This is a genomic window from Serratia sp. 121840015-1 (genome assembly GCF_053627655.1).
The window spans coordinates 76,855-96,114 of sequence record NZ_JBSEYF010000005.1 but is presented as its reverse complement, the minus strand read 5'-3'; the positions used below and the strand labels follow the sequence as shown (position 1 = coordinate 96,114).

Annotated in this window: 15 protein-coding genes; 2 read left to right on the top strand and 13 right to left on the bottom strand. The window is 61.0% G+C overall.

The genetic code is table 11. The features are described from left to right. Positions 1-6 precede the first annotated feature (6 nt). Genes ACUXAC_RS20505 through ACUXAC_RS20490 form a run of 4 tightly spaced genes read right to left on the bottom strand, consistent with a single transcriptional unit; the run spans position 7 to position 2,451 of the window. A complete protein-coding gene (locus ACUXAC_RS20505; RefSeq protein WP_047729877.1) occupies positions 7-762 on the bottom strand; it encodes an SDR family oxidoreductase in 756 nt (251 codons plus the stop codon). Next, the gene (locus ACUXAC_RS20500) at positions 759-1,802 is read right to left on the bottom strand and encodes an aromatic ring-hydroxylating oxygenase subunit alpha (RefSeq protein ID WP_060422701.1); all 1,044 of its coding nucleotides are present in this window, start codon (positions 1,800-1,802) and stop codon (positions 759-761) included. Before ACUXAC_RS20500 ends, ACUXAC_RS20505 begins: the two co-directional genes overlap by 4 nt. Before the next feature lie 20 nt (positions 1,803-1,822). Continuing rightward, a complete protein-coding gene (locus tag ACUXAC_RS20495; RefSeq protein ID WP_004937617.1) occupies positions 1,823-2,131 on the bottom strand; it encodes a recombinase-like helix-turn-helix domain-containing protein in 309 nt (102 codons plus the stop codon). A 2-nt stretch (positions 2,132-2,133) separates the two neighbouring features. After that, the gene (locus ACUXAC_RS20490; RefSeq protein ID WP_004937614.1) at positions 2,134-2,451 is read right to left on the bottom strand and encodes a non-heme iron oxygenase ferredoxin subunit; all 318 of its coding nucleotides are present in this window, start codon (positions 2,449-2,451) and stop codon (positions 2,134-2,136) included. Positions 2,452-2,849: 398 nt separating this feature from the next. On the opposite strand from ACUXAC_RS20490, the gene ACUXAC_RS20485 reads away from it, so the two are divergent. Continuing rightward, the gene (locus tag ACUXAC_RS20485) at positions 2,850-4,091 is read left to right on the top strand and encodes an MFS transporter (RefSeq protein WP_342120530.1); all 1,242 of its coding nucleotides are present in this window, start codon (positions 2,850-2,852) and stop codon (positions 4,089-4,091) included. Positions 4,092-4,201: 110 nt separating this feature from the next. Here the strand turns inward: ACUXAC_RS20485 and ACUXAC_RS20480 are convergent, their stop codons facing one another. The 3 genes from ACUXAC_RS20480 to speA form a co-directional block, all read right to left on the bottom strand. Continuing rightward, positions 4,202-4,354, bottom strand: a complete 153-nt coding sequence (locus tag ACUXAC_RS20480) for a Hok/Gef family protein (RefSeq protein ID WP_033638576.1) — start codon at positions 4,352-4,354, stop codon at positions 4,202-4,204. Positions 4,355-4,690: 336 nt separating this feature from the next. Beyond that, positions 4,691-5,611 (bottom strand): agmatinase, encoded by a 921-nt coding sequence (gene speB / locus ACUXAC_RS20475; RefSeq protein WP_004937606.1) that lies wholly within the window; start codon positions 5,609-5,611, stop codon positions 4,691-4,693. Between the two features lie 317 nt (positions 5,612-5,928). Next, on the bottom strand, positions 5,929-7,905 hold the full coding sequence (gene speA / locus ACUXAC_RS20470; RefSeq protein WP_055311965.1) for a biosynthetic arginine decarboxylase: 1,977 nt from the start codon (positions 7,903-7,905) through the stop codon (positions 5,929-5,931). Positions 7,906-8,813: 908 nt separating this feature from the next. Here speA and metK point away from each other — a divergent pair. Next, the gene (gene metK / locus ACUXAC_RS20465) at positions 8,814-9,968 is read left to right on the top strand and encodes a methionine adenosyltransferase (RefSeq protein ID WP_033654692.1); all 1,155 of its coding nucleotides are present in this window, start codon (positions 8,814-8,816) and stop codon (positions 9,966-9,968) included. Positions 9,969-10,091: 123 nt separating this feature from the next. On the opposite strand, the gene ACUXAC_RS20460 is transcribed toward metK, so the two are convergent. From ACUXAC_RS20460 to mrcB, 6 genes are all read right to left on the bottom strand, one after another. Continuing rightward, the gene (locus ACUXAC_RS20460) at positions 10,092-10,244 is read right to left on the bottom strand and encodes a Hok/Gef family protein (protein ID WP_004937610.1); all 153 of its coding nucleotides are present in this window, start codon (positions 10,242-10,244) and stop codon (positions 10,092-10,094) included. Positions 10,245-10,555: 311 nt separating this feature from the next. After that, complete coding sequence (gene fhuB, locus ACUXAC_RS20455; RefSeq protein ID WP_070913732.1) at positions 10,556-12,544, bottom strand: Fe(3+)-hydroxamate ABC transporter permease FhuB; 1,989 nt, start codon at positions 12,542-12,544, stop codon at positions 10,556-10,558. Beyond that, positions 12,541-13,449, bottom strand: a complete 909-nt coding sequence (gene fhuD, locus ACUXAC_RS20450; RefSeq protein ID WP_038872395.1) for a Fe(3+)-hydroxamate ABC transporter substrate-binding protein FhuD — start codon at positions 13,447-13,449, stop codon at positions 12,541-12,543. The genes fhuB and fhuD overlap by 4 nt, the downstream gene beginning before the upstream one ends. After that, positions 13,449-14,246 (bottom strand): Fe3+-hydroxamate ABC transporter ATP-binding protein FhuC, encoded by a 798-nt coding sequence (gene fhuC, locus ACUXAC_RS20445; protein ID WP_049200086.1) that lies wholly within the window; start codon positions 14,244-14,246, stop codon positions 13,449-13,451. Before fhuC ends, fhuD begins: the two co-directional genes overlap by 1 nt. 47 nt (positions 14,247-14,293) lie before the next feature. Continuing rightward, on the bottom strand, positions 14,294-16,492 hold the full coding sequence (gene fhuA / locus ACUXAC_RS20440; RefSeq protein ID WP_060422694.1) for a ferrichrome porin FhuA: 2,199 nt from the start codon (positions 16,490-16,492) through the stop codon (positions 14,294-14,296). Between the two features lie 251 nt (positions 16,493-16,743). Next, a complete protein-coding gene (gene mrcB, locus ACUXAC_RS20435; RefSeq protein ID WP_454266860.1) occupies positions 16,744-19,236 on the bottom strand; it encodes a bifunctional glycosyl transferase/transpeptidase in 2,493 nt (830 codons plus the stop codon). Positions 19,237-19,260 lie beyond the last annotated feature (24 nt).

Here is a 19,260-nt window from a genome sequence, read left to right as displayed (position 1 = left end):
CGGGCCTCAGTTGAATACGAAGCCGCCGTTGACCGGCAGCAGTTGGCCGGTGACGAAATCCGCCAGCGACGACAGCAGATAAAGCACCGTACCGTTCACATCGTCCGGATGCTGCGCCCCGGCCAGCGCGCGCCCCTGCTCGTACAGCTGATGGCGCTCGGCGGGCACATACTCGGTGGCTTCCACCCGCGTCAGGCCCGGTGCGATGGCGTTGACGCAGATCCCCTGCGGGCCCAGTTCGCGCGCCATCGATCGGGTCATCGCGATCAACGCGCCTTTGCTGGCGACATAGGCCATCAGGCGCGGCGCGCCCCACAGCGCGGTATCCGACGCCACGTTGACGATCTTGGCGTGCGGGTTGCGTGCCAGCAGCGGCACCGCCGCCTGGCTCACCAGCCAGGTGCCGCGCACGTTGACCTGCATCACCCGATCCCACAGGTCGATATCGTATTCCATCATGGTTTTGCCGCCGACGCCGGTCGCCAGCGCCGCGTTGTTCACGAGGCCGTCGATCCCGCCGCCTGCGGCGATCTTTTCGAACGCCGAGCGGATCGAATCCGGTGACGCCAGATCGATCGTCTGCGTTTCCACCTGAGCGCCCTGCTCGCGCAGCGCGGCACCGCTCGCCGCCAGCTCATCCGCCAGAATGTCGCACATCACCACCTGCGCGCCGGCAGCGGCGATGGCGGCAGCGAAGCTGTAACCCAGGCCGCGCGCCGCCCCGGTGACCACGATGCGTTTACCGTTCAGCAGGCCGTTCACTGCGCCGCCTCCCGCTCGCGCAACGTCGCCAGCTGTTTCTGCGCCTCTTTCTGCATCATCCGGCGCAGGCGAGAAAGACCGACGTCGTGCTGGTACAGGTATTCGCGGCCGCGGGCGTTAGGCGCCATGTTCTCAAGCACGATGCGATCCTGCTCGAGCACGTCCCAATGCAATGATTCCAGGCGGTTGCGGTACATGAAGCGCCACATGTCACGCTGCCAGTCTTTGACCTTACGGATGCGCCAGAAGAAGACCCGGCAGTGATCCTTGTCTTCCGGCACCACCATGCCGATGATCCAGAAGTGGCCACCTGGCCCGAAGCGCTTCTTGTATGGGATCGACAGGCGCATCCAATAGGCGCCGCTGCTGCCGAACTCCACCCAGTCGAAGTTGACGCCGATCTGGCCGTTCTTCTTGAAGATAAACCCGCTGTCGGTCGGTTCCAGCCCCATATCCGCCTTGCGATCCCCTTCCGCCATCGAGTGAGAGGAAGAGTGCAGGTAGGTGCCGTGCATCGGATCCATCACGTTTTCCAATGCGTATTGGTAGTTGCAGTTCCAGCTGGCGGTGCACAGGAAGTTGCTGTACGAGGCTTCGTCCGCCAGTTCTTGCGGGAAAGTCAGCGCCGCCGGCGCTTCATCCGCCGTCACGCCGAAATAGAGGAACACCGCGCCATAGGCTTCTTTGGCCGGGTAAGACCGCAGGCATTTTTGCCCCACCAGCGGGCAGCGATCCACTGCCGGCACATCTTTCACCGTCCCGTCGCCGCCGACCTCTACCCCGTGGTACCAGCAGGCGATGCGATCGCCGAGGTTCCACCCCATGGAAAGCCGCGCGCCGCGGTGCGGGCAGCGGTCTTCCAGCGCGTGGATCTGGCCTTCGCCGTCGCGCCACACCACGATTTGCTGCTCCAGGCGGGTGATGCCGACCGGGTTGTTGCCCACTTCCCAGCTGGCCAGCACCGGATACCACATGCCGCGCAACCCCTGGTCAAGATAGTCCTGCAGGCTCTGTTCGGAGGATGTTGTGTTTGCTGTCATTGTCTTCTCCCGGAGGTGGCTCAGAAACCGTTAACGTGAAGGAATTCGCGGAACGTCGCCTCATTCCACGGTTGGCCGCTGCGATCGAACAGGCGGCGCTGATTCAGCGCGCTGACGATCTGCTCCAGCTCTTCCGCGCCCTGATCGAAGATCGTTTCCAGCGCCGCCACCAGGGCGGTTTCGAAACCGTCCGGCACACGGGCGCGGTTTTGCCAGATGACATTGCGGAACTGGCCCGGCTGATGGATTTGACCGTTGCCGCCTTCGCGGGCCGGCGTCACCTGTTGGGTGTCCGGCAGCCAGGGATTGAAATCGGTGATGTGCTGCATGATTACTCCTCCGCGATAAAGGTGATCTGGATTTGGTTGTCGACCACCCGGGTGGGATAGGTTTGCAGATCGCGGCCGCCCGGCTCGCGCAGACACTGGCCGGTGCGCACGTCAAACAGCGCTTCGTGCAGCGGGCACTCAACCTTGCCGTCGTCTACAAACCCCTGGCTGAGCAAGGCATAAGCATGCGGGCAAACGTCTTCCAGCGCGTAGTAGTTACCGTCGAGCAGGTACACCCCGATCTCTTTTCCTTCCACTTTGCCGGAGAAAGGAAAATCTTCTTTCACCTGAGACACTTCGCACACATTCTTCCAGCTCATTGCTTTTGTCCTCTATCTGATTGTTTCATATATGAAACTCAGTTTCTTATTTAATACAGCCACTATAGGTCTGGCGAAACTTTCGTCAAGCGAGCGGAACGGCAAATGTTAATGAAAGGTTGTTTAAAAATGACAAATGCGGGAAGGATCACGAAATCATGCACCGATATGAAAAACCTATGTCAGTTGTGCGCTCTCCCGCTAATTTATGGCAAAAAATGCGTTGATTCCGACGACGCATTGCGCGTAAAAGTGTTTTCTCACTGTCTTTCACACCCTATTTGATAACAATAAATTTACATCAATCAGCCTCATCCCCCGCGTTTGCGCGCCATGGCATCCGCGGGTGAGTTTGCTGCTGCCTGAATTCGTCAACCGCTCGCATTGAGGAACGCAACGTGCAACAACGTCAACGCTGGTTTGGGGTGATCGCCCTGCTGTTTCTGATCGTTATCGCCTATGCGGATCGGGTCAATATCGCCGTGATGTTGGTCAATCCCGACTTCCTGCAACACTTCCAACTCGGCGGCGACCGCGCCCACCAGGGCACGCTGATGACGGTGTTTTTGCTCGGCTACGGCCTGTCCGCCATGTTGCTGACGCCGTTTCTGGAAACGCTGATGGGTTACCGCCGCGCACTGACGCTGAGCGTGGTGCTGTGGGCGCTGCTCACCGCCGCCTCGCCGCTGGCGGGATCGCTGATGCTGCTGTGCGTGGTGCGCGCGCTGCTTGGCGTCAGCGAGGGGCCGCTGTTCTCGCTGAAGACCATGTACATCAGCGATCATTTCGCCGCCGACGAGCGCGGCAAGCCCAACGCGATCAGCGCGCTGGGCGTTTCATTGGGGCTGGTGCTCGGCTTTCCGCTGGTGAGTTTTCTGATGGCGCACTTCGGCTGGGCGATGTCGTTTCACCTGCTGGCGCTGCTCAACCTGCTGCTGGGGCTCGCGCTAGTACGGCTGTTCGTTCATCCCCTCGCCCTGTCTTCACCCTCGCGCTCTGCCGATCCACAACCGGTGCTGAGCCGCGTCTGGCACACCTTTACGCTGGCCTGGCGCACGCCGATGCTTGGCTGGATCCTGCTGATCGAGATCGCTACGCTCAGCTATCTGTGGGGCTCCAGCTCCTGGTTGCCGGCGTATCTGACCGATGAAAAGGGGTTCTCCATCAAGCATATGGGCTGGATGGCCGCGCTGCCTTTCATCGTCAGCATCGCCTCCAAATACCTCGGCGGCGTGTTGCTCGATCGTATCCGCCCTTATCAAGCGCCGCTGATCTTCGTCTGCGGCGGCGCAGCGACCGCGCTGTGTATCTATGGCGTGATGAACAGCCATCAGCTTGGCTGGATCGCCTTCTTCCTGCTGGCGGCCAATGCCTGTTGGGGCGCGCAGGGCGCGGCGATCCCTACCCTGCTGCAACATTATGCGCGGCCGGAGGCGGTCGGCAGCGCCTATGGGCTGATCAACGGCATCGGCAATCTGTTTTCGGCGTTTGTGCCGATGGCGATGGGCATGGTGATGGCCAGCCAAGGTAAGGTGTCTTCAGGCTTTGCGGTGCTGATCGCCTCGCAGCTGCTGACATTGCTGGCGGGCGGCGCACTGTTTGGCCGCATGTTGCTGGCGCGGCAGGTGAAACGGGCATAGACCCGTTTCCCTGTCCCGTGCGGCGGAAAACCGACAGCGTTGAGAGGGTGCTCATGGATCTGGACGCCAACAATCAGCAGACGGGGGACATCCCCCGTCGCCGGGCTGCCTTACCGTTCGGATTCGTAAGCCAAAATGGCCGCAACCTCCGTGTTGCCCGATCGGATCCGCAGCTCACACAGCGTGCTGCGAGTTATCCATGCCAGTGATATTACCGTGGCACAAATAACCACCAATTTTAACAGGCTCCGTTTGTTCGGCATCATGCCTTCTTCTCCTTGCCTCGCGGCGGGTAAGAGGCTAACTTAACGTTGTCTGGCGTTAGAGTTGGCCGCGGGTTGATGGATATCGACTCGGGGCTTTTCTCTTTGTACCTTTCACGCAGGCTCCAGATACAAAGATCCAGAGCACCCGCGCGCAGTATATTCATCCTCTCCGTTGTCCCGTGTCCTTATTCTCTGACTCAGTTTCATGTCTGCGCAGGATTGCGCAAAGGCGTTGCAACAGGCTGAAAATCGCAGCGCGGATGGCGACAAATGAAATAAAAAAAGCGGCCCCATACGATGGGAGCCGCTTTTTCAGCGAGGCGTGGCCTGGCGTCAGGCGTGTTTCTTCGCCGCCTGCAGGTACAGCATCTCCAAGCCCAGGGTCGCCGCGGCCAGCGCGGTGATCTCGGACTGGTCATAGGCCGGCGCCACTTCTACCACGTCCATGCCGACGATGTTCAGCGACTGCATGCCGCGCACCAGTTTCAGCGCACGATCGGAAGTCAGACCGCCGATCACCGGCGTGCCGGTGCCCGGTGCGAACGCCGGATCCAAGCAGTCGATGTCGAAGGTCAGGTACACCGGCATATCGCCGACGATGCCTTTGATCTGGGTCAGCAGGTCGTCCACGCTGCGATCGTTCACCTGCGCGGCATCCAGCACGGTAAAGCCGTTGTCATGATCGAACTCGGTGCGAATACCGATCTGCACTGAGTGGTGCGGATCGATCAGGCCTTCGTTCGGGGCATGGTAGAACATGGTGCCGTGGTCGAACTTGCTGCCGTTGGCGTAGGTATCGGTATGGGCGTCGAAGTGTACCAGCGCCAGCTTGCCGAAATGCTTGGCGTGCGCGCGCAGCAGCGGCAGGGTCACGAAGTGGTCGCCGCCGAACGAGAGCATACGCTTACCGGCCTTCAGCAGTTTCTCCGCGTGCGCCTGCAGCTTGTCGCTCATGTCCTGCGCATCGCCGAAATTGAACACGATGTCGCCGCAGTCAACCACGTTCAGCCGATCGCGCAGATCGAAGCTCCACGGCCAACGGTTGCCTTCCCAGGCCAGGTTGGTAGATACCTGACGAATAGCCGCCGGGCCGTGACGGCCACCGGCGCGACCGGAGGTCGCCATGTCAAACGGAATGCCGGTGATGACCCACTCTGCATCGCTGTCGTAAGGCATGAAGTTCAGCGGAAAGCGCAGGAAACCAAAGGCGTTGGACACTAATGAATTATCGGACTGATGGCCTAAGGTGCTCATAGTAAACCCTCGTAGTTCAACAAGTTGCCGGGCGCAGACGCCGGGCCGTTACAAAAAAAAATCCCTCCCGCGTCGTTAGCCCGACGAGAAAGGGATTGATACCCTAGATAATTGGAGTTGCATCAAGACGGCCAGAGCGGGAATCCCCAGGAGCTTACTCAAGTAAGTAACTGGAGTGAACGCACGCAGCCAACACAGAGGCAAATTCAAGTATGACGGGTAATTCGATGTTTGTTTCGGTGCTACCGATACGGCAGATTATGGCCGCATTTTATCCATGCTTCAAGGGGGCCGATATCGCCCCCTGAAGAGGGCGGTTACTCGTCTTCCAGATACGTGTAGCCGTACAGGCCGGCCTCAAACTCTTCCAGGAACTGCGCCTGCAGCTCGCTGTCCAGATCGGTTTCTTTGACCTGATCGCGGAATTTGGCCAGCAGCGCACTCGGATCGAGCTGCACGTACTCCAACATGTCCGCCACGGTGTCGCCCTCATCGGACAGCTCGGTCTCGACGCTGCCGTCCGGGAACACATACACGTCAACCGAGGCGGTATCGCCGAACAGGTTGTGCATGTTGCCGAGGATCTCCTGGTACGCACCGACCATGAAGAAGCCCAGCGCCGGCGGGTTCTCCGGATCGTACGGCGGCATCGGCATGGTGGTCGCCACGCCGTCGCCGTCGACATAGTGGTCGATGGTGCCGTCGGAGTCGCAGGTGATGTCGAGCAGCACCGCGCGGCCTTCCGGCGGCTTATCCAGCCCTTCCAGCGGCAGCACCGGGAACAGCTGATCGATGCCCCAGGCATCCGGCATCGACTGGAACAGCGAGAAGTTGACGTAGAACTTGTCCGCCATGCGTTCTTGCAGTTCGTCAATGATCGGACGGTGCGCGCGGTTGCTCGGATCGAGCTGCTGCTGGATCTTGTTGCAGATGTTCAGATACAGCTGCTCGGCCCAGGCGCGCTTGGTCAGATCCAACATGCCGTGCGCGTATTGGGTATGCACGTCGTGCAGATCCATCTGGCTGTCGTGCAGCCATTCGCGCAGCGAGCGGCGGTTCTCCGGCTCGTTCATTTCCAGCCAGGTTTCCCACATGCTTTCCAGCGCGCGCGGCGCGTCGGCTTCCGGCGGCAGCGGTTCGCTGAACTCGTTGCGCTCTACGCCGATCACGTTGGAGACCAGCACCGTGTGGTGCGCGGTCACGGCGCGGCCGGACTCGGTGATCACCGTCGGGTGCGGCAGGCCGTGTTCGTTACAGGCATCGCCGATGCCCCAAATCACGTTGTTGGCATATTCGTTCAGGCCGTAGTTCACCGAGCAGTCGGACTGCGAGCGGGTGCCTTCGTAGTCGACGCCCAAGCCACCGCCCACGTCGAAGCACTGAATGTTGACGCCCAGCTTGTGCAGTTCAACGTAGAAACGCGCCGATTCGCGCACGCCGGTGGCGATATCGCGAATGTTGGCCAGCTGCGAACCCAGATGGAAGTGCAGCAGTTGCAGGCTGTCGAGACGGCCCGCTTCGCGCAGGGTCTCTACCAGCTTCAGCACCTGCACCGCCGCCAGACCGAACTTGGATTTTTCGCCGCCGCTCGACTGCCATTTGCCGGAGCCCTGCGAAGCCAGACGCGCACGCACGCCCAGGCGTGGTATGACGTTCAACCGTTCGGCTTCTTCCAGCACCAGGTTGATCTCGGACATCTTCTCGATCACCAGGTACACCTTGTGCCCCAGTTTTTCCCCGATCAGCGCCAGGCGAATGTATTCACGATCTTTATAGCCGTTACAGACGATCACCGAGCGGGTCATGCCGGCATGCGCCAGCACCGCCATCAGCTCGGCCTTGGAGCCGGCTTCCAGCCCCAGCGGTTCCCCGGAGTTCACCAGCGACTCAATCACGCGGCGATGTTGGTTCACCTTGATCGGATACACCAGGAAATAGCCGCCCTGGTAACCGAAGGACTCACGCGCGCGTTTGAACGCGGCGTTGATCGAACGCAGGCGATGCTGGAGGATCTGCGGGAAGCAGAACAGCGCAGGCAAACGCTGCCCGTCTTGCTGGCGCGTTTTCACCAGTTCTGCCAGATCGACGCGCGCCTGCGGGACATCCGGGTCCGGGCACACGCTGATATGGCCCAGCTCGTTGACGTCATAGTAATTGTTGCCCCAGTAGGCGACGTTATAAGTGCGCAGCATCTTGCTGGCATTACGATCATTCATGGCAACCTCCTGCATGGAGCGCAAAGATAAAGACTCGCCCGCAACCGGCGGGCGGTGAATCAACAGATCATCAGACATGGTTCGCCTCACATTCCGCACTGACGAAACCGTCAGCCACTATCGCAGCTACAACCCGCGAGAACAACCCAACAAGCCGCGCTGGCGGCAGCGAAGAGAACTGCCGTTCGCGGTCAGCGATCGGTTTATCACTCATATAATTGTAAGACACCCTGTTCAAACCTCGTGAATCGGGCCAAGAAACATCCCACAGGAAGGCTGCAGGCTACCCTTGTTCAGTTCTTCAGACGACCGTTAGCCGGCCCGAGAATCCTGAGTAGCGGCCAAGTGTTTATCGCACCTGGTAAGTGACAGAGAGACAAGACGGGAAATAGCAGAAGAATGTGCGCCAGAACGGCACTGCTGTTGGGAGCCAACAACCGGTAGACAACGGATCATTAATCCAACCACCTCCACGCGCGCCGTTCGGAGTGAACGACCCAGCCTCTAAAATAGTGTAAGAACGTGACCGTTCGATGAAGCGGCGGCGCTCACGGCGAACGCCTGCGACGGATAATAGCGCAACGCCGGCGAATGCAAAGCGGAAGTTTATCGCACCTTCCCCACCGCCAATCGCCGTACTGTGCAGCAAATGAACCGCGCGCGCAGTTTATACCGGTAAGCAGGTGAAAAAGCAAAATGAAAATTCGCCGAAAACTGTTTCAAGCGATGAAAATGGCGCCAACCCGTTTGCGCAAAAGAGCGAAAGCGCAAAAAATTACTGGCAATCTGGCTAAACCCTGACCTAAAATAGACGTCCAGATGTTAATCCATCTATACTGGTTAACTGATAAACTGCTTAACGGCTTTGCCTGAGGGGCGTTGCAGGATGCATCTCGCGCCATCAGCGGAAGACCCTTCGCTTTGATGCCGGATCTCCAGCGCTGTGCAGTAATTTCTAACCCGTCTTATGCAAGGTAAAGAACACAATGGCTAAACACCTCTTCACGTCCGAATCCGTCTCCGAAGGACATCCCGATAAAATCGCCGATCAGATCTCCGATGCCGTCCTCGACGCCATCCTGGAACAGGATCCGAAAGCGCGCGTCGCCTGCGAAACCTACGTGAAAACCGGCATGGTGCTGGTCGGCGGTGAAATCACCACCAGCGCCTGGGTCGATATCGAAGAGATCACCCGCAAAACCGTACGCGAAATCGGCTACGTTCATTCGGACATGGGCTTTGACGCCAACTCCTGCGCAGTATTGAGCGCCATCGGCAAACAATCCCCGGATATCAATCAGGGCGTTGACCGTACCGATCCTCTCGAGCAGGGCGCCGGCGATCAGGGCTTGATGTTTGGCTACGCCACCAACGAAACCGACGTGCTGATGCCGGCTCCGGTGACCTACGCGCACCGTCTGGTGCAGCGCCAGTCCGAAGTGCGCAAAAACGGCACCCTGCCGTGGCTGCGTCCGGACGCGAAGAGTCAGGTGACCTTCCAATACGACGACGGCAAAATCGTCGGTATCGACGCCGTGGTGCTGTCCACTCAGCATTCCGAAGACATCGCGCTGAAAGATCTGCAAGAAGCGGTGATGGAAGAGATCATCAAACCGGTCCTGCCGGCGGAATGGCTGACGGCGGGCACCAAATACCACATCAACCCGACCGGCCGTTTCGTTATCGGCGGCCCGATGGGCGACTGCGGCCTGACCGGCCGTAAGATCATCGTCGACACCTACGGCGGCATGGCGCGCCACGGCGGCGGCGCCTTCTCCGGTAAGGATCCGTCCAAGGTTGACCGTTCCGCGGCTTACGCGGCGCGCTACGTGGCGAAAAACATCGTCGCCGCCGGCCTGGCCGATCGCTGCGAGATCCAGGTGTCTTACGCTATCGGCGTAGCGGAACCGACCTCCATCATGGTGGAAACCTTCGGTACCGAGAAAGTGCCAACCGAACAGCTGACGCTGCTGGTGCGCGAATTCTTCGATCTGCGCCCATACGGCCTGATCCAGATGATGGATCTGCTGCAGCCGATCTACCGCGAAACCGCTGCCTACGGCCACTTCGGCCGCGAGCACTTCCCGTGGGAAGCGACCGATAAAGCCGCGCTGCTGCGCGATGCCGCCGGCCTGAAATAAGCCCCGACATCAACATGAAAACGGCGAGCTTAGGCTCGCCGTTTTTTTGAGCGGATGGGTGCTCCCGGATCAACGCATCGACTTGCCGGCAAGCGGAGGCCAGGCCCCCGCTGCCGGGTTGCCTTACCGTTCGGATTCGTAAGCCAAAATGGCCGCAACCTCCGTAGTGCCCGATCGGATCCGCAGCTCACACAGCGTGCTGCGAGTTATCCATGCCAGTGATATTACCGTGGCACAAATAACCACCAATTTTAACAGGCTCCGTTTGTTCGGCATCATGCCTTCTTCTCCTTGCCTCGCGGCGGGTAAGAGGCTAACTTAACGTTGTCACGCGTTAGAGTAGGCCTCGGGTTGATGGATATCGACTCGGGGCTTTTCTCTTTATCTCTTTCGCACGGGCTCCAGAGACAAAGATCCAGAGCACCCGCCCGCAGTATATTCATCTCACCACCACGCCACGTGTTCCTTTTCGCACGCAATAGCGTTTTTGCGCAACCGCTCGCAGTGCCTTGCAACACCCTGAAAAATAAAAAAAGGCTCAGCGACGCTGAGCCTTTGAGGGCAGAAAAAGCACGGCGAGACGCCGATTACGACGTCTGCTTACGCAACAGATAAACGAAGTACGGCGCACCGATAAAGGTCGCCAACAACCCGGCGGGGATCTGGTACGGGAACAGCAGCATCCGCCCGCACCAGTCGGCAAACACCATCAGCAAGCCGCCCAGCAGCGCGGCGATCACCATCTGCGGCAGCGCACGGCGGAAGCCCAGCATGCGCGCCATATGCGGTGCCATCAGCCCGACAAAGCTCAACGGCCCTACGGTCAGGGTCGCCATGGCGGTCAGCACGGCGGCCAATAAAAGAATGGTCAACCGCGCCGGCGTCAGCGCAATGCCCACCGAACGGGCGGTGGCGCCGCCGAGCGGCAGGATGGTCAACCAACGGCGGCACAGCGGCGCCAATACCATCAGGCCGGCGGCCACCAGCGCGGTACGCAGCGCCTGCGCCGGCTCCACCGAATAGGTCGAGCCGGAGAGCCAGGTCAGCAAGCCCCCCATACGCGGATCGCCGCTGGCCAACAGCAGGAAGATGACAGTGGTAAAGGCGGTGCTGAGCGCGATACCGGCGAGCAGCATACGTTCCGTCGAGAAACCGCCGCGGCCTGCGGCGATCATGATGATAAGTAGCGTCGCGGCCGCCCCCAGGCTGCCGGCGGGCAGCAGCCAAACGAAGGCGTCGCCCGGCACCATAAACAGCATCATCACGACGCCAAAAGCGGCGCCGGAGCTGATGCCCAACACTTCCGGGCTGGCCATCGGGTTGCCGGTCAGCTTCTGAATCAGCGTGCCGGCGACCGCCAGCATCATGCCCGCCGCGAGCGCCGACAGCACTCGCGGCCAGCGCCACGGCAGCAAGGAGTCCAGTTCCGCCCCCAGGCTCCAGTGCCAGCCGCCGGCATTTTTGCCCAGCATCAGCGCCAGCGTCAGGCCGATCAGCAGTACAAGGCCCCCCACCAGGATCCAGGCAGGCAGATTCCCGCGTTCGGCAGGCACCTTGTCGCCGAGGTTCATCGGCGGCGGCGCGGCGGCGCTGCGCAAACGCGGCAGCAGCCACAGCAGCAGCGGTGCGCCGAACAGCGCGGTGGCCGCGCCGGTCGGGATCTCACGCCACACCTGCGTCACCCCGATCATCACCTGATCGGTCAACCACAGCAGCAGCGCCCCCAGCAACGGCGCCAGCATCATGCGGTGCGCCAGGCGGCGCGCGCCCAACATCTTCGCCATCAGCGGTGCAAACAGGCCGATAAAGCCGATAACGCCCACCGCACTCACCAACATGGCGCTGAAGATAATGGCCAGCCCCAGGGTGCAGAAGCGCGCCATCGACAGCCCCAGCCCCAGGTTGCGCGCCACGCCGTCGTCCAGCCCCAGCAGCGTCAGCGGGCGCAGCAACAGCGCCGCCAGCGCGCCGGCCACCAGCAAACGCGGCAGAATGAACTGCACGGCGCTCCAGTCCTGTTGGTTCAACGCGCCAGTGCCCCACAGGAACATGCCCTGCAGCTGATCGTAATGAAACAGCGCCAACAGGCTGTTAACCGCGCCGCAGTACAGCCCCAGCACCAACCCGGCCAGAATCAGCGTGACCGGCGACATCCGCTTGCCCCAGGCGACGCCGAACACCAGCCCGCCCACCACAATCGCGCCCACCATAGCGGCCAGCTGGCGAGTGAATTCGCCCCCCGGCAGCACCCACAGCGTGGCGATGGTCAGGCCGAGCTGCGCGCCGGCGGCAACGCCGAGCGTCGACGGCTCCGCCAACGGATTTCGCAACACCTGCTGGAACAGCACTCCGACCAACCCCAGGCCGGCGCCGGCCAACAGCGACACCGTCAACCGCGGCAGCAGGCTGTAATGGAACAGCATTTGCCGCACGTCGTCGATGTCCGGCGCGCTGAACGCCCGCACCCATTGCGCCGGCGGCAGCTGCTGTGCCAGGTTGTATATCGTCAGGCCGCCTGCCGCCGCCAGCAACAGCAGGATCAGCGTCAGCGGTAATCTCCGGATGCCTGCATTCATGCCGCACTCTCCTGGGCCTGCGCCAACAGGCGGCAAAACCGCATCGTCGACAGCGTGGCGCCGTAGAACCACACCGCCGGCACCTGCCGCAGCTGGTTTTGCCGCACAAAGGGCAACGACTGCCACAGCGGCGTCGCGCTGACCTTGTCCATCATCGCCTGATTGCCGTGATCGAGATAGATGACCCGGGCATTACGCACCGTAGCCAACCGTTCAATCCCCACCACCGCCGTGCCCCAAAAGTCGGTTTGCTCCTGCCAGGCATTGCGGATGCCCAGTTGGTCCATCGCTTCCTGGAACAGGCTTTTCTGGCCGATGATCAACGCATGGCGCGTGTCGATCAGCGAAAACAACAGCAGCGGTTGCCGGGTATAGCTTTGCAGGCGCTGACGCGCGTCCTGCATAAAGCCGTCGAACTGCGCCAGGTGGTTTACCGCCCGGCTTTCTATGCCCAACCGCTGGCCCAGCGCCAGCAGCGACTGGCGGGCGACGGTCAGCGGTTTGCCGCTGCCGTCGTTGAAGCCGAAGCTCATGGTTGGCGCGATGGGTTGGATTTTTCGCGGCGTCGGGCCATAGCCTTGCGACAGCAACACCAGCGAAGGCTGGAGCTGCTGCAGCAGTTCGAGGTTAGGTTCGGTGCGCTGACCGACGTCGACCACCGTCGCCGGCAGCTTCGGCTCCGCCACCCACAGGTTGTAGTTATGCACATCGGCCACCGCCAGCGGCGTCACGCCCAATGCCAACAGCAGTTCGATCGGCAGCCATTCCAGCGCCGCAACGCGCGCGATATCCGGCGGCGCATCCGCCGCCCGGCCGGGCAACGAGCCCAACAGCGGTGACAGTGCCAGCGCCATCAACAAACGGCGGCGCAGCGGATCGTGAGAAGAAGTGAATGCAGAAGACATCAGTAGACAAAACTCACCGGCGCGCCGCCGCTCGGGTGCGGCAACGTGCCCATAGGAATACCGTAAATTTGCTCCAGCACCGGCCCCTGCATCAGTTCCAGCGGGCCGCCCTGAGCGATCATTTCACCGCCGCGCAGCGCCACCAGATGATCGCAGTAGCGCGCCGCCATGTTGATGTCGTGCAGCACGGCGATCACCGTGAGATCGCGTTCGCGGCTCAAGCGCTGGATCAGCGCCAGCACCTCGACCTGGTGCGCGATGTCCAGCGCCGACGTCGGTTCGTCAAGCAGCAGGCAGCGGCTGTCCTGCGCCACCATCATCGCCAGCCAGGCGCGTTGGCGCTCGCCGCCGGACAGGCTGTCCACCAGGCGGTTGGCGAACGGCTTGAGCCCCACCAGTGAAATGGCCTCTTCGACCAATTGGCGATCGTTGGCGCCAAAACGCCCCAGCGCGCCGTGCCACGGATAGCGGCCGACGGCCACCAGCTCGCGCACCGTCATGCCTTCCGCCGCCGGCAGCTGCTGCGGCAGGTAGGCCACCTGGCGGGCGAAGGATTTGCTGTCCCACTGCGCCAACGGCTGCCGATTGAGCAGTACTTGGCCACCGCTGGGGGCTTGATGCCGCCCGAGCAGTTTCAACAGAGTGGATTTACCGGAACCGTTATGGCCGATCAGGCCGCAGACTTTGCCTTGGGGAAAACTGAGCGACAGCGGTTGCAACAGCACCCGGCCGGGGACGGCGAAGCTGGCGTTATCCAGCGCGAAGGTCGCGCCGGGATTAAGAAGTTTGTCCTGCATAGATCCTGCTTTGTCCGGGGCGACGCTGCGCCGCCCCGGCTATCCGGTTAGAAACGGAAGGTTGCGGTGGCGACCACCTGGCGTTCTGCGCCCCAGTAGCAGGCGTAGTCGCGGTAGCAGCTCGACACGTAGGTCTTGTCGAACAGGTTGTTGATGTTGACGCCCACGGACGAGCCCGGCAGGCCAAAGCGCGCCAGATCGTATTTAATGGTAGCGTCCACCAGCGTGTAGTCCGGCACCTTGAAGGCGGAATTATCGCTGTTGAAGCTCGAGCTGGAGCCGACGTAACGCACGCCGGAACCCAGCGTCAGGCCACTCACCGCCGTTTCGTGGAAGGTGTAATCCGCCCACAGCGAAGCCATGTGTTTCGGCACTTCTACGGTCGGTTTGCCCTGATAGGTGTTGTCCTTGGTGTACTTCGCATCGGTATAGGTATAGGAGGCGATCAGGTTGACGTTGGCATTCAACGCCGCCTTGGCTTCCAGCTCCACGCCGCGTGAACGGATTTCGCCGCTCTGCACGCTGAACTGCGCATTGCTCGGGTCCGGCGTCAGGTTGTTGTTCTTGGTCAGCTGATACAGGGCGCCGGTCAGCACGATTGGGCGATCCTTCGGCACGTATTTCACGCCGGCTTCATACTGCTTGCCGATCGACGGCTTGAAGGTGCTACCCCCTTGCGTCGTGCCCAGATTCGGTTCAAACGATTCGCTGTAGCTGAAATACGGCGTCACGCCGTTGTCGAACAAGTAGTTGAGGCCGCCGCGCCAGGTGAACTGGCGATCGGTCTGCTGGCTCGTCGAACTCACATCGCGGTTATAAGCGGAAGTCTTCGCCCAGTCATAGCGCCCGCCCAGCGTCAACAGCCACTGGTTCCACTCCCCTTGCTCCTGCACATACAGGCCGGTTTGTTCCTGACGGTTCAGGTAATGGTAGGGGAAGTTGATATTGACCGCGTCATTCCCGTATTGCGGATTGGTCATGCTCAGACCGTCCGCAGAGCCAAATGCGGCATTGATATCGTTACGCATGCGCATGTAGTCCACGCCGAACAACAGCGTGTGGTCGATATCGCCGGTTTTCACCTTCGCCTGCGCCTGGGTATCCACAGAGAAATTGTTCAGGTGTTCTTTCGACTGGACATAGGCGCGATTAATCGTCGTCGGCGTCGCCGCAGAAACGCCGCTGCCATAGATGCTCTTCATGTCGGTTTCCAGCTGCATATAGCGCAGATTCTGGCGCACCGCCCAGGTATCGTTGAAGGCATGTTCGAAGCTGTAGCCGATCATCCGCTGTTTGCGGGAGGTGTAGTTGCTGGCTTCGCCTTCGTTGAAATCGGTCGGCAGCTTACCGCCGTTCGGCAGCGGAATCAGCGTGCCCTGCTTCGGCAGCCAGCCGTAATAACCGGTATAGGGATCGTTTTGAATGTTGGCCAACAGCGTGAAGTTGGTTTTGTCATCCGGACGCCAGCTAAAGGACGGCGCGATCGCATAGCGCTTCTCTTTGCTCATGTTCTGCTGCGAATCGCTGTCTTTCGCCAGGCCGGTCAGGCGGTAAGAATAGATACCCTGATCGTCCAGCGCGTCGCTGAAATCGAAACCGGTCTGGAACAGGTTATCGGTGCCCATTTTGAACTGGATTTCGCGCAGCGGCTCGGTGGTTGGCCGCTTGCTGACCATCGAGACCAAACCACCCGGGTTGCTTTTGCCGTACAGCACCGAGACCGGGCCGCGCAGCAGCTCGGCGCGCTCGAGGAAATAAGGATCGATGGACGCTTCGCTGTAGTTGTCGCCCAGCAACCGCAACCCATCCAGATACTGGGTGGTGTTGGTGGCCGGGAAGCCGCGGATCGCCACCGCATCATAGGTCGTGGAGCTGCCGCGGCTGGCAAATACGCCCGGCGCATAGGCCAGCGCGCCCTTCACCGTATCCGGCTGACGCATGTCCATCTCTTCACGCGTCACCACGGAAACGGACTGCGGGTTCTTCTCGATCGGCGTATCGGTTTTGGTGCCGGTGGCGCTGCGTTTGGCGACATAGGTGCCGACCGGCCCCCAGGCGCTTTCCTGCTGGGCGGTATTGCTACCGCCTACAACGGTAATCGTGTCTTCCTTGGCGGCCGGCTTGGCGTCGGCGGAAAAAGCCGGCATCGCCAGCGTGCCCAACGCCGCAGCGACGGTGATCGCTAACGCGCTGACGGGGGTGCGGCCCTGCTTGGCCGCGGATGATGAAAGACGCTTGGTCGGCATAGTTGATTTCTCTGATGAATAATTAAATGACGAATGTAAACGATAATAATTATTATAAGCGTCGCATTTTATGCAGAAGCCAAATTAAACTGCAAGCCGAATTCATAAGGCAAATAGGTTAAGGATTAGGCGCTTAGCCATGCGGTTAACAGGGAAATAAAACGAGCGGAAAAATAAAAAAGCCCGCAACCAAGGTTACGGGCTTAATAACAAAGAAAAAATTTTCACCGGGGCCGACGCCCCGGTAGCGATTACTGGCCGAACATATCCTTGATCCAGCCGGCGACGCCATCGCCATCTTTTTGCTCACCCGCCGCCGGTTGCTGCTGTTGCTGCACCGCTGCCTGGCTGGCCTGGCACAATCCCTGCGGATTGTCGGTCCAGACCGGGATGGTGCGCCAGCTGCCGCCGCCGCAGATAAAGTTGCCGGCAGAGTCGATGTTCATCTGGTTAATGCCTTCCGGCGGCTGCAGCATCAGCGGCAGCGGCGTCTGGTTTTCCAGATAACGGCGATACAGGGTCAACGCGCCGTTGGCGCCGGTCAGCTTGGCCGGGCCGTTGTTGTCGCGCCCGACCCAGGCGATCGCCACTTCCTTGCCGTCGATGCCGGCGAACCAGCTGTCGCGCAGATCGTTGGTGGTACCGGTTTTCGCCGCCAGGTTGTAGTTCGGGAACTTCACCGACAGCGAGCGGGAAGTCCCGCGCGCCACGCCCTGCTGCATCGCGTACAGCGTCAGGTAAGCGGCCTGCGCCGGCACCATGCGTTCCGCCTGCGGGAAACTCTGGTACAGCACCGTGCCGTCTTCGGCGATCACCGAACGCACCGCCGACAGCGGCGCACGGTTACCGCCGCTGGCGATGGTCTGGTACTCCTGCGCGACTTCCATCGGCGTCAGGCCGATCGCCCCCAGCAGCATCGATGGCACCGGGTTGATCTCCGCTTTCGGGATACCCAGGCGTTGCAGCGTAGCGCTGATCTGATCCAGCCCGACCGACAGGCCGAGGTTCACCGTCGGCACGTTCAGCGAGTTGGCCAACGCATCCACCAGCATCACCTGACCGCGGAATTTACGGTCATAGTTGTTCGGCTGCCAGACGGCGCCGTTCGGCTGTTTCAGCGACAGCGGCGCATCCGCCAGCCAGGTGTTGAGGCGGTATTTATCCGGTTCGGACAGCGCGGTCAGGTACGTCGGCGGCTTGGCCAGCGAGCCGACCAGGCGGCGCGCCTGCATCGCGCGGTTGAAGCCGGCGAACTGCGGGTTGGCGCCGCCGACCATGGCGCGCACTTCACCGCTGAAGCGATCGACGATCACCATCGCCGCTTCCAGATCCTGCAGGTGACGCGCGGCGCGCAGCGCCGGGATGCCGTCTTCGACCGCTTTTTCCGCCGCGTCTTGCGACACCGGATCCAGCGTGGTGAAGATCTTCACGCCGGACAGGTCATTGACCTTATCGCCCAGCTTGGTCTGCAGTTCCTGACGCACCATCTGCATAAACGCCGGCTGTGGCGTAATGACGCCGCCTTTCGGCTGCACGCCCAGCGGACGCGCGCTCAGCATGTCATACAGCTCGCCGTCGATCACGCCCTGGTTCTGCAGCAGCTTGAGCACCAGGTTGCGGCGCTCCAGCGCCAGTTTCGGGTTACGCCACGGGTTGTACAGCGACGCGCCCTTGACCATGCCGACCAGCAGCGCCTGCTGATCGAGGCTCAGCTCGTCCACCGGACGGCCAAAGTAGTACAGGCTGGCCAGCGGGAAACCGCGGATCTGGTCGCTGCCGCTCTGGCCGAGGTACACCTCGTTCAGATACAGCTCCAGAATGCGGTCCTTGCTGTAACGGTAATCCACCAGCAGCGCCATATAGGCTTCGTTAGCCTTACGCCACAGCGAACGTTCGTTGCTCAGGAACAGGTTCTTCACCAGCTGCTGCGTCAGCGTACTGCCGCCCTGCACCGCACGCCCGGCGGTCAGGTTGGCCAGCACCGCACGGCCGATGGAGTAGGGGCTGATGCCGTCATGCTCATAGAAGTGGCGGTCTTCCGTGGCGATCAACGTATCCACCAGCAGATCCGGGAAACCGGAGCGCGGCACGAACAGACGCAGTTCACCGTTCGGCGACTGCAGCATGGTGATAAGACGCGGATCGAGGCGGAAGAAGCCGAAGCTGCGGCCGCTGTCCAGGTTTTCGATCTTCGCCAGACGGTTGTTCTGGAAGTCGAGACGGGCGCGGATCTGCCCCTCTTTACCATCCGGGAAGTCGAACGGGCGGCGCAGCATCTCGATGCTGTTGGCCTGCACGGTAAACTCGCCCGGACGCGTCATGCGGCTGACCTGGCGATACTGCATGCCTTCCAGCAGGTTGACCATCTCCTTCTTACTGTACGGCATACCCGGTTCCAGGTTGACCATGCGGCCGTACACCGCCGCCGGCAGCTGCCAGACTTTACCGTCGATACGGCTGCGGATCTGGGAATCCAGGTAGACGCCATAGATCGCCAACAGGACGGCGATCACCAGGATCAGTTTGATAAACAGGCCGAGCCAGCGGCGTTTTTTACGCGGCGGAGTCGCTTTTACCTTACGCGGCATGCGTTCCTCCTCCTCTTCATACTCATCATCGTCATACTCGTCTTCTTCGTAATCGTCATAATCGTCGTCTCGGCGACGGCGCGGCGGCTTGCGCGACGCGGTGCTTTTTGGTTGTTTTCCTTTGCGCCCGATGGGCTCGCGGTCATCCCCAGCCATGGCTGTTGTTCTCCGAGCTTGCCG

Excerpts from the sequence above, each read along its gene's own strand:
- ACUXAC_RS20500 (WP_060422701.1), bottom strand. The coding sequence starts at position 1,802 with ATGACAGCAAACACAACATCCTCCGAACAGAGCCTGCAGGACTATCTT.
- ACUXAC_RS20495 (WP_004937617.1), bottom strand. The coding sequence starts at position 2,131 with ATGCAGCACATCACCGATTTCAATCCCTGGCTGCCGGACACCCAACAG.
- ACUXAC_RS20490 (WP_004937614.1), bottom strand. The coding sequence starts at position 2,451 with ATGAGCTGGAAGAATGTGTGCGAAGTGTCTCAGGTGAAAGAAGATTTT.
- ACUXAC_RS20480 (WP_033638576.1), bottom strand. The coding sequence starts at position 4,354 with ATGCCGAACAAACGGAGCCTGTTAAAATTGGTGGTTATTTGTGCCACG.
- speB (WP_004937606.1), bottom strand. The coding sequence starts at position 5,611 with ATGAGCACCTTAGGCCATCAGTCCGATAATTCATTAGTGTCCAACGCC.
- speA (WP_055311965.1), bottom strand. The coding sequence starts at position 7,905 with ATGTCTGATGATCTGTTGATTCACCGCCCGCCGGTTGCGGGCGAGTCT.
- metK (WP_033654692.1), top strand. The coding sequence starts at position 8,814 with ATGGCTAAACACCTCTTCACGTCCGAATCCGTCTCCGAAGGACATCCC.
- ACUXAC_RS20460 (WP_004937610.1), bottom strand. The coding sequence starts at position 10,244 with ATGCCGAACAAACGGAGCCTGTTAAAATTGGTGGTTATTTGTGCCACG.
- fhuB (WP_070913732.1), bottom strand. The coding sequence starts at position 12,544 with ATGAATGCAGGCATCCGGAGATTACCGCTGACGCTGATCCTGCTGTTG.
- fhuD (WP_038872395.1), bottom strand. The coding sequence starts at position 13,449 with ATGTCTTCTGCATTCACTTCTTCTCACGATCCGCTGCGCCGCCGTTTG.
- fhuC (WP_049200086.1), bottom strand. The coding sequence starts at position 14,246 with ATGCAGGACAAACTTCTTAATCCCGGCGCGACCTTCGCGCTGGATAAC.
- fhuA (WP_060422694.1), bottom strand. The coding sequence starts at position 16,492 with ATGCCGACCAAGCGTCTTTCATCATCCGCGGCCAAGCAGGGCCGCACC.
- mrcB (WP_454266860.1), bottom strand. The coding sequence starts at position 19,236 with ATGGCTGGGGATGACCGCGAGCCCATCGGGCGCAAAGGAAAACAACCA.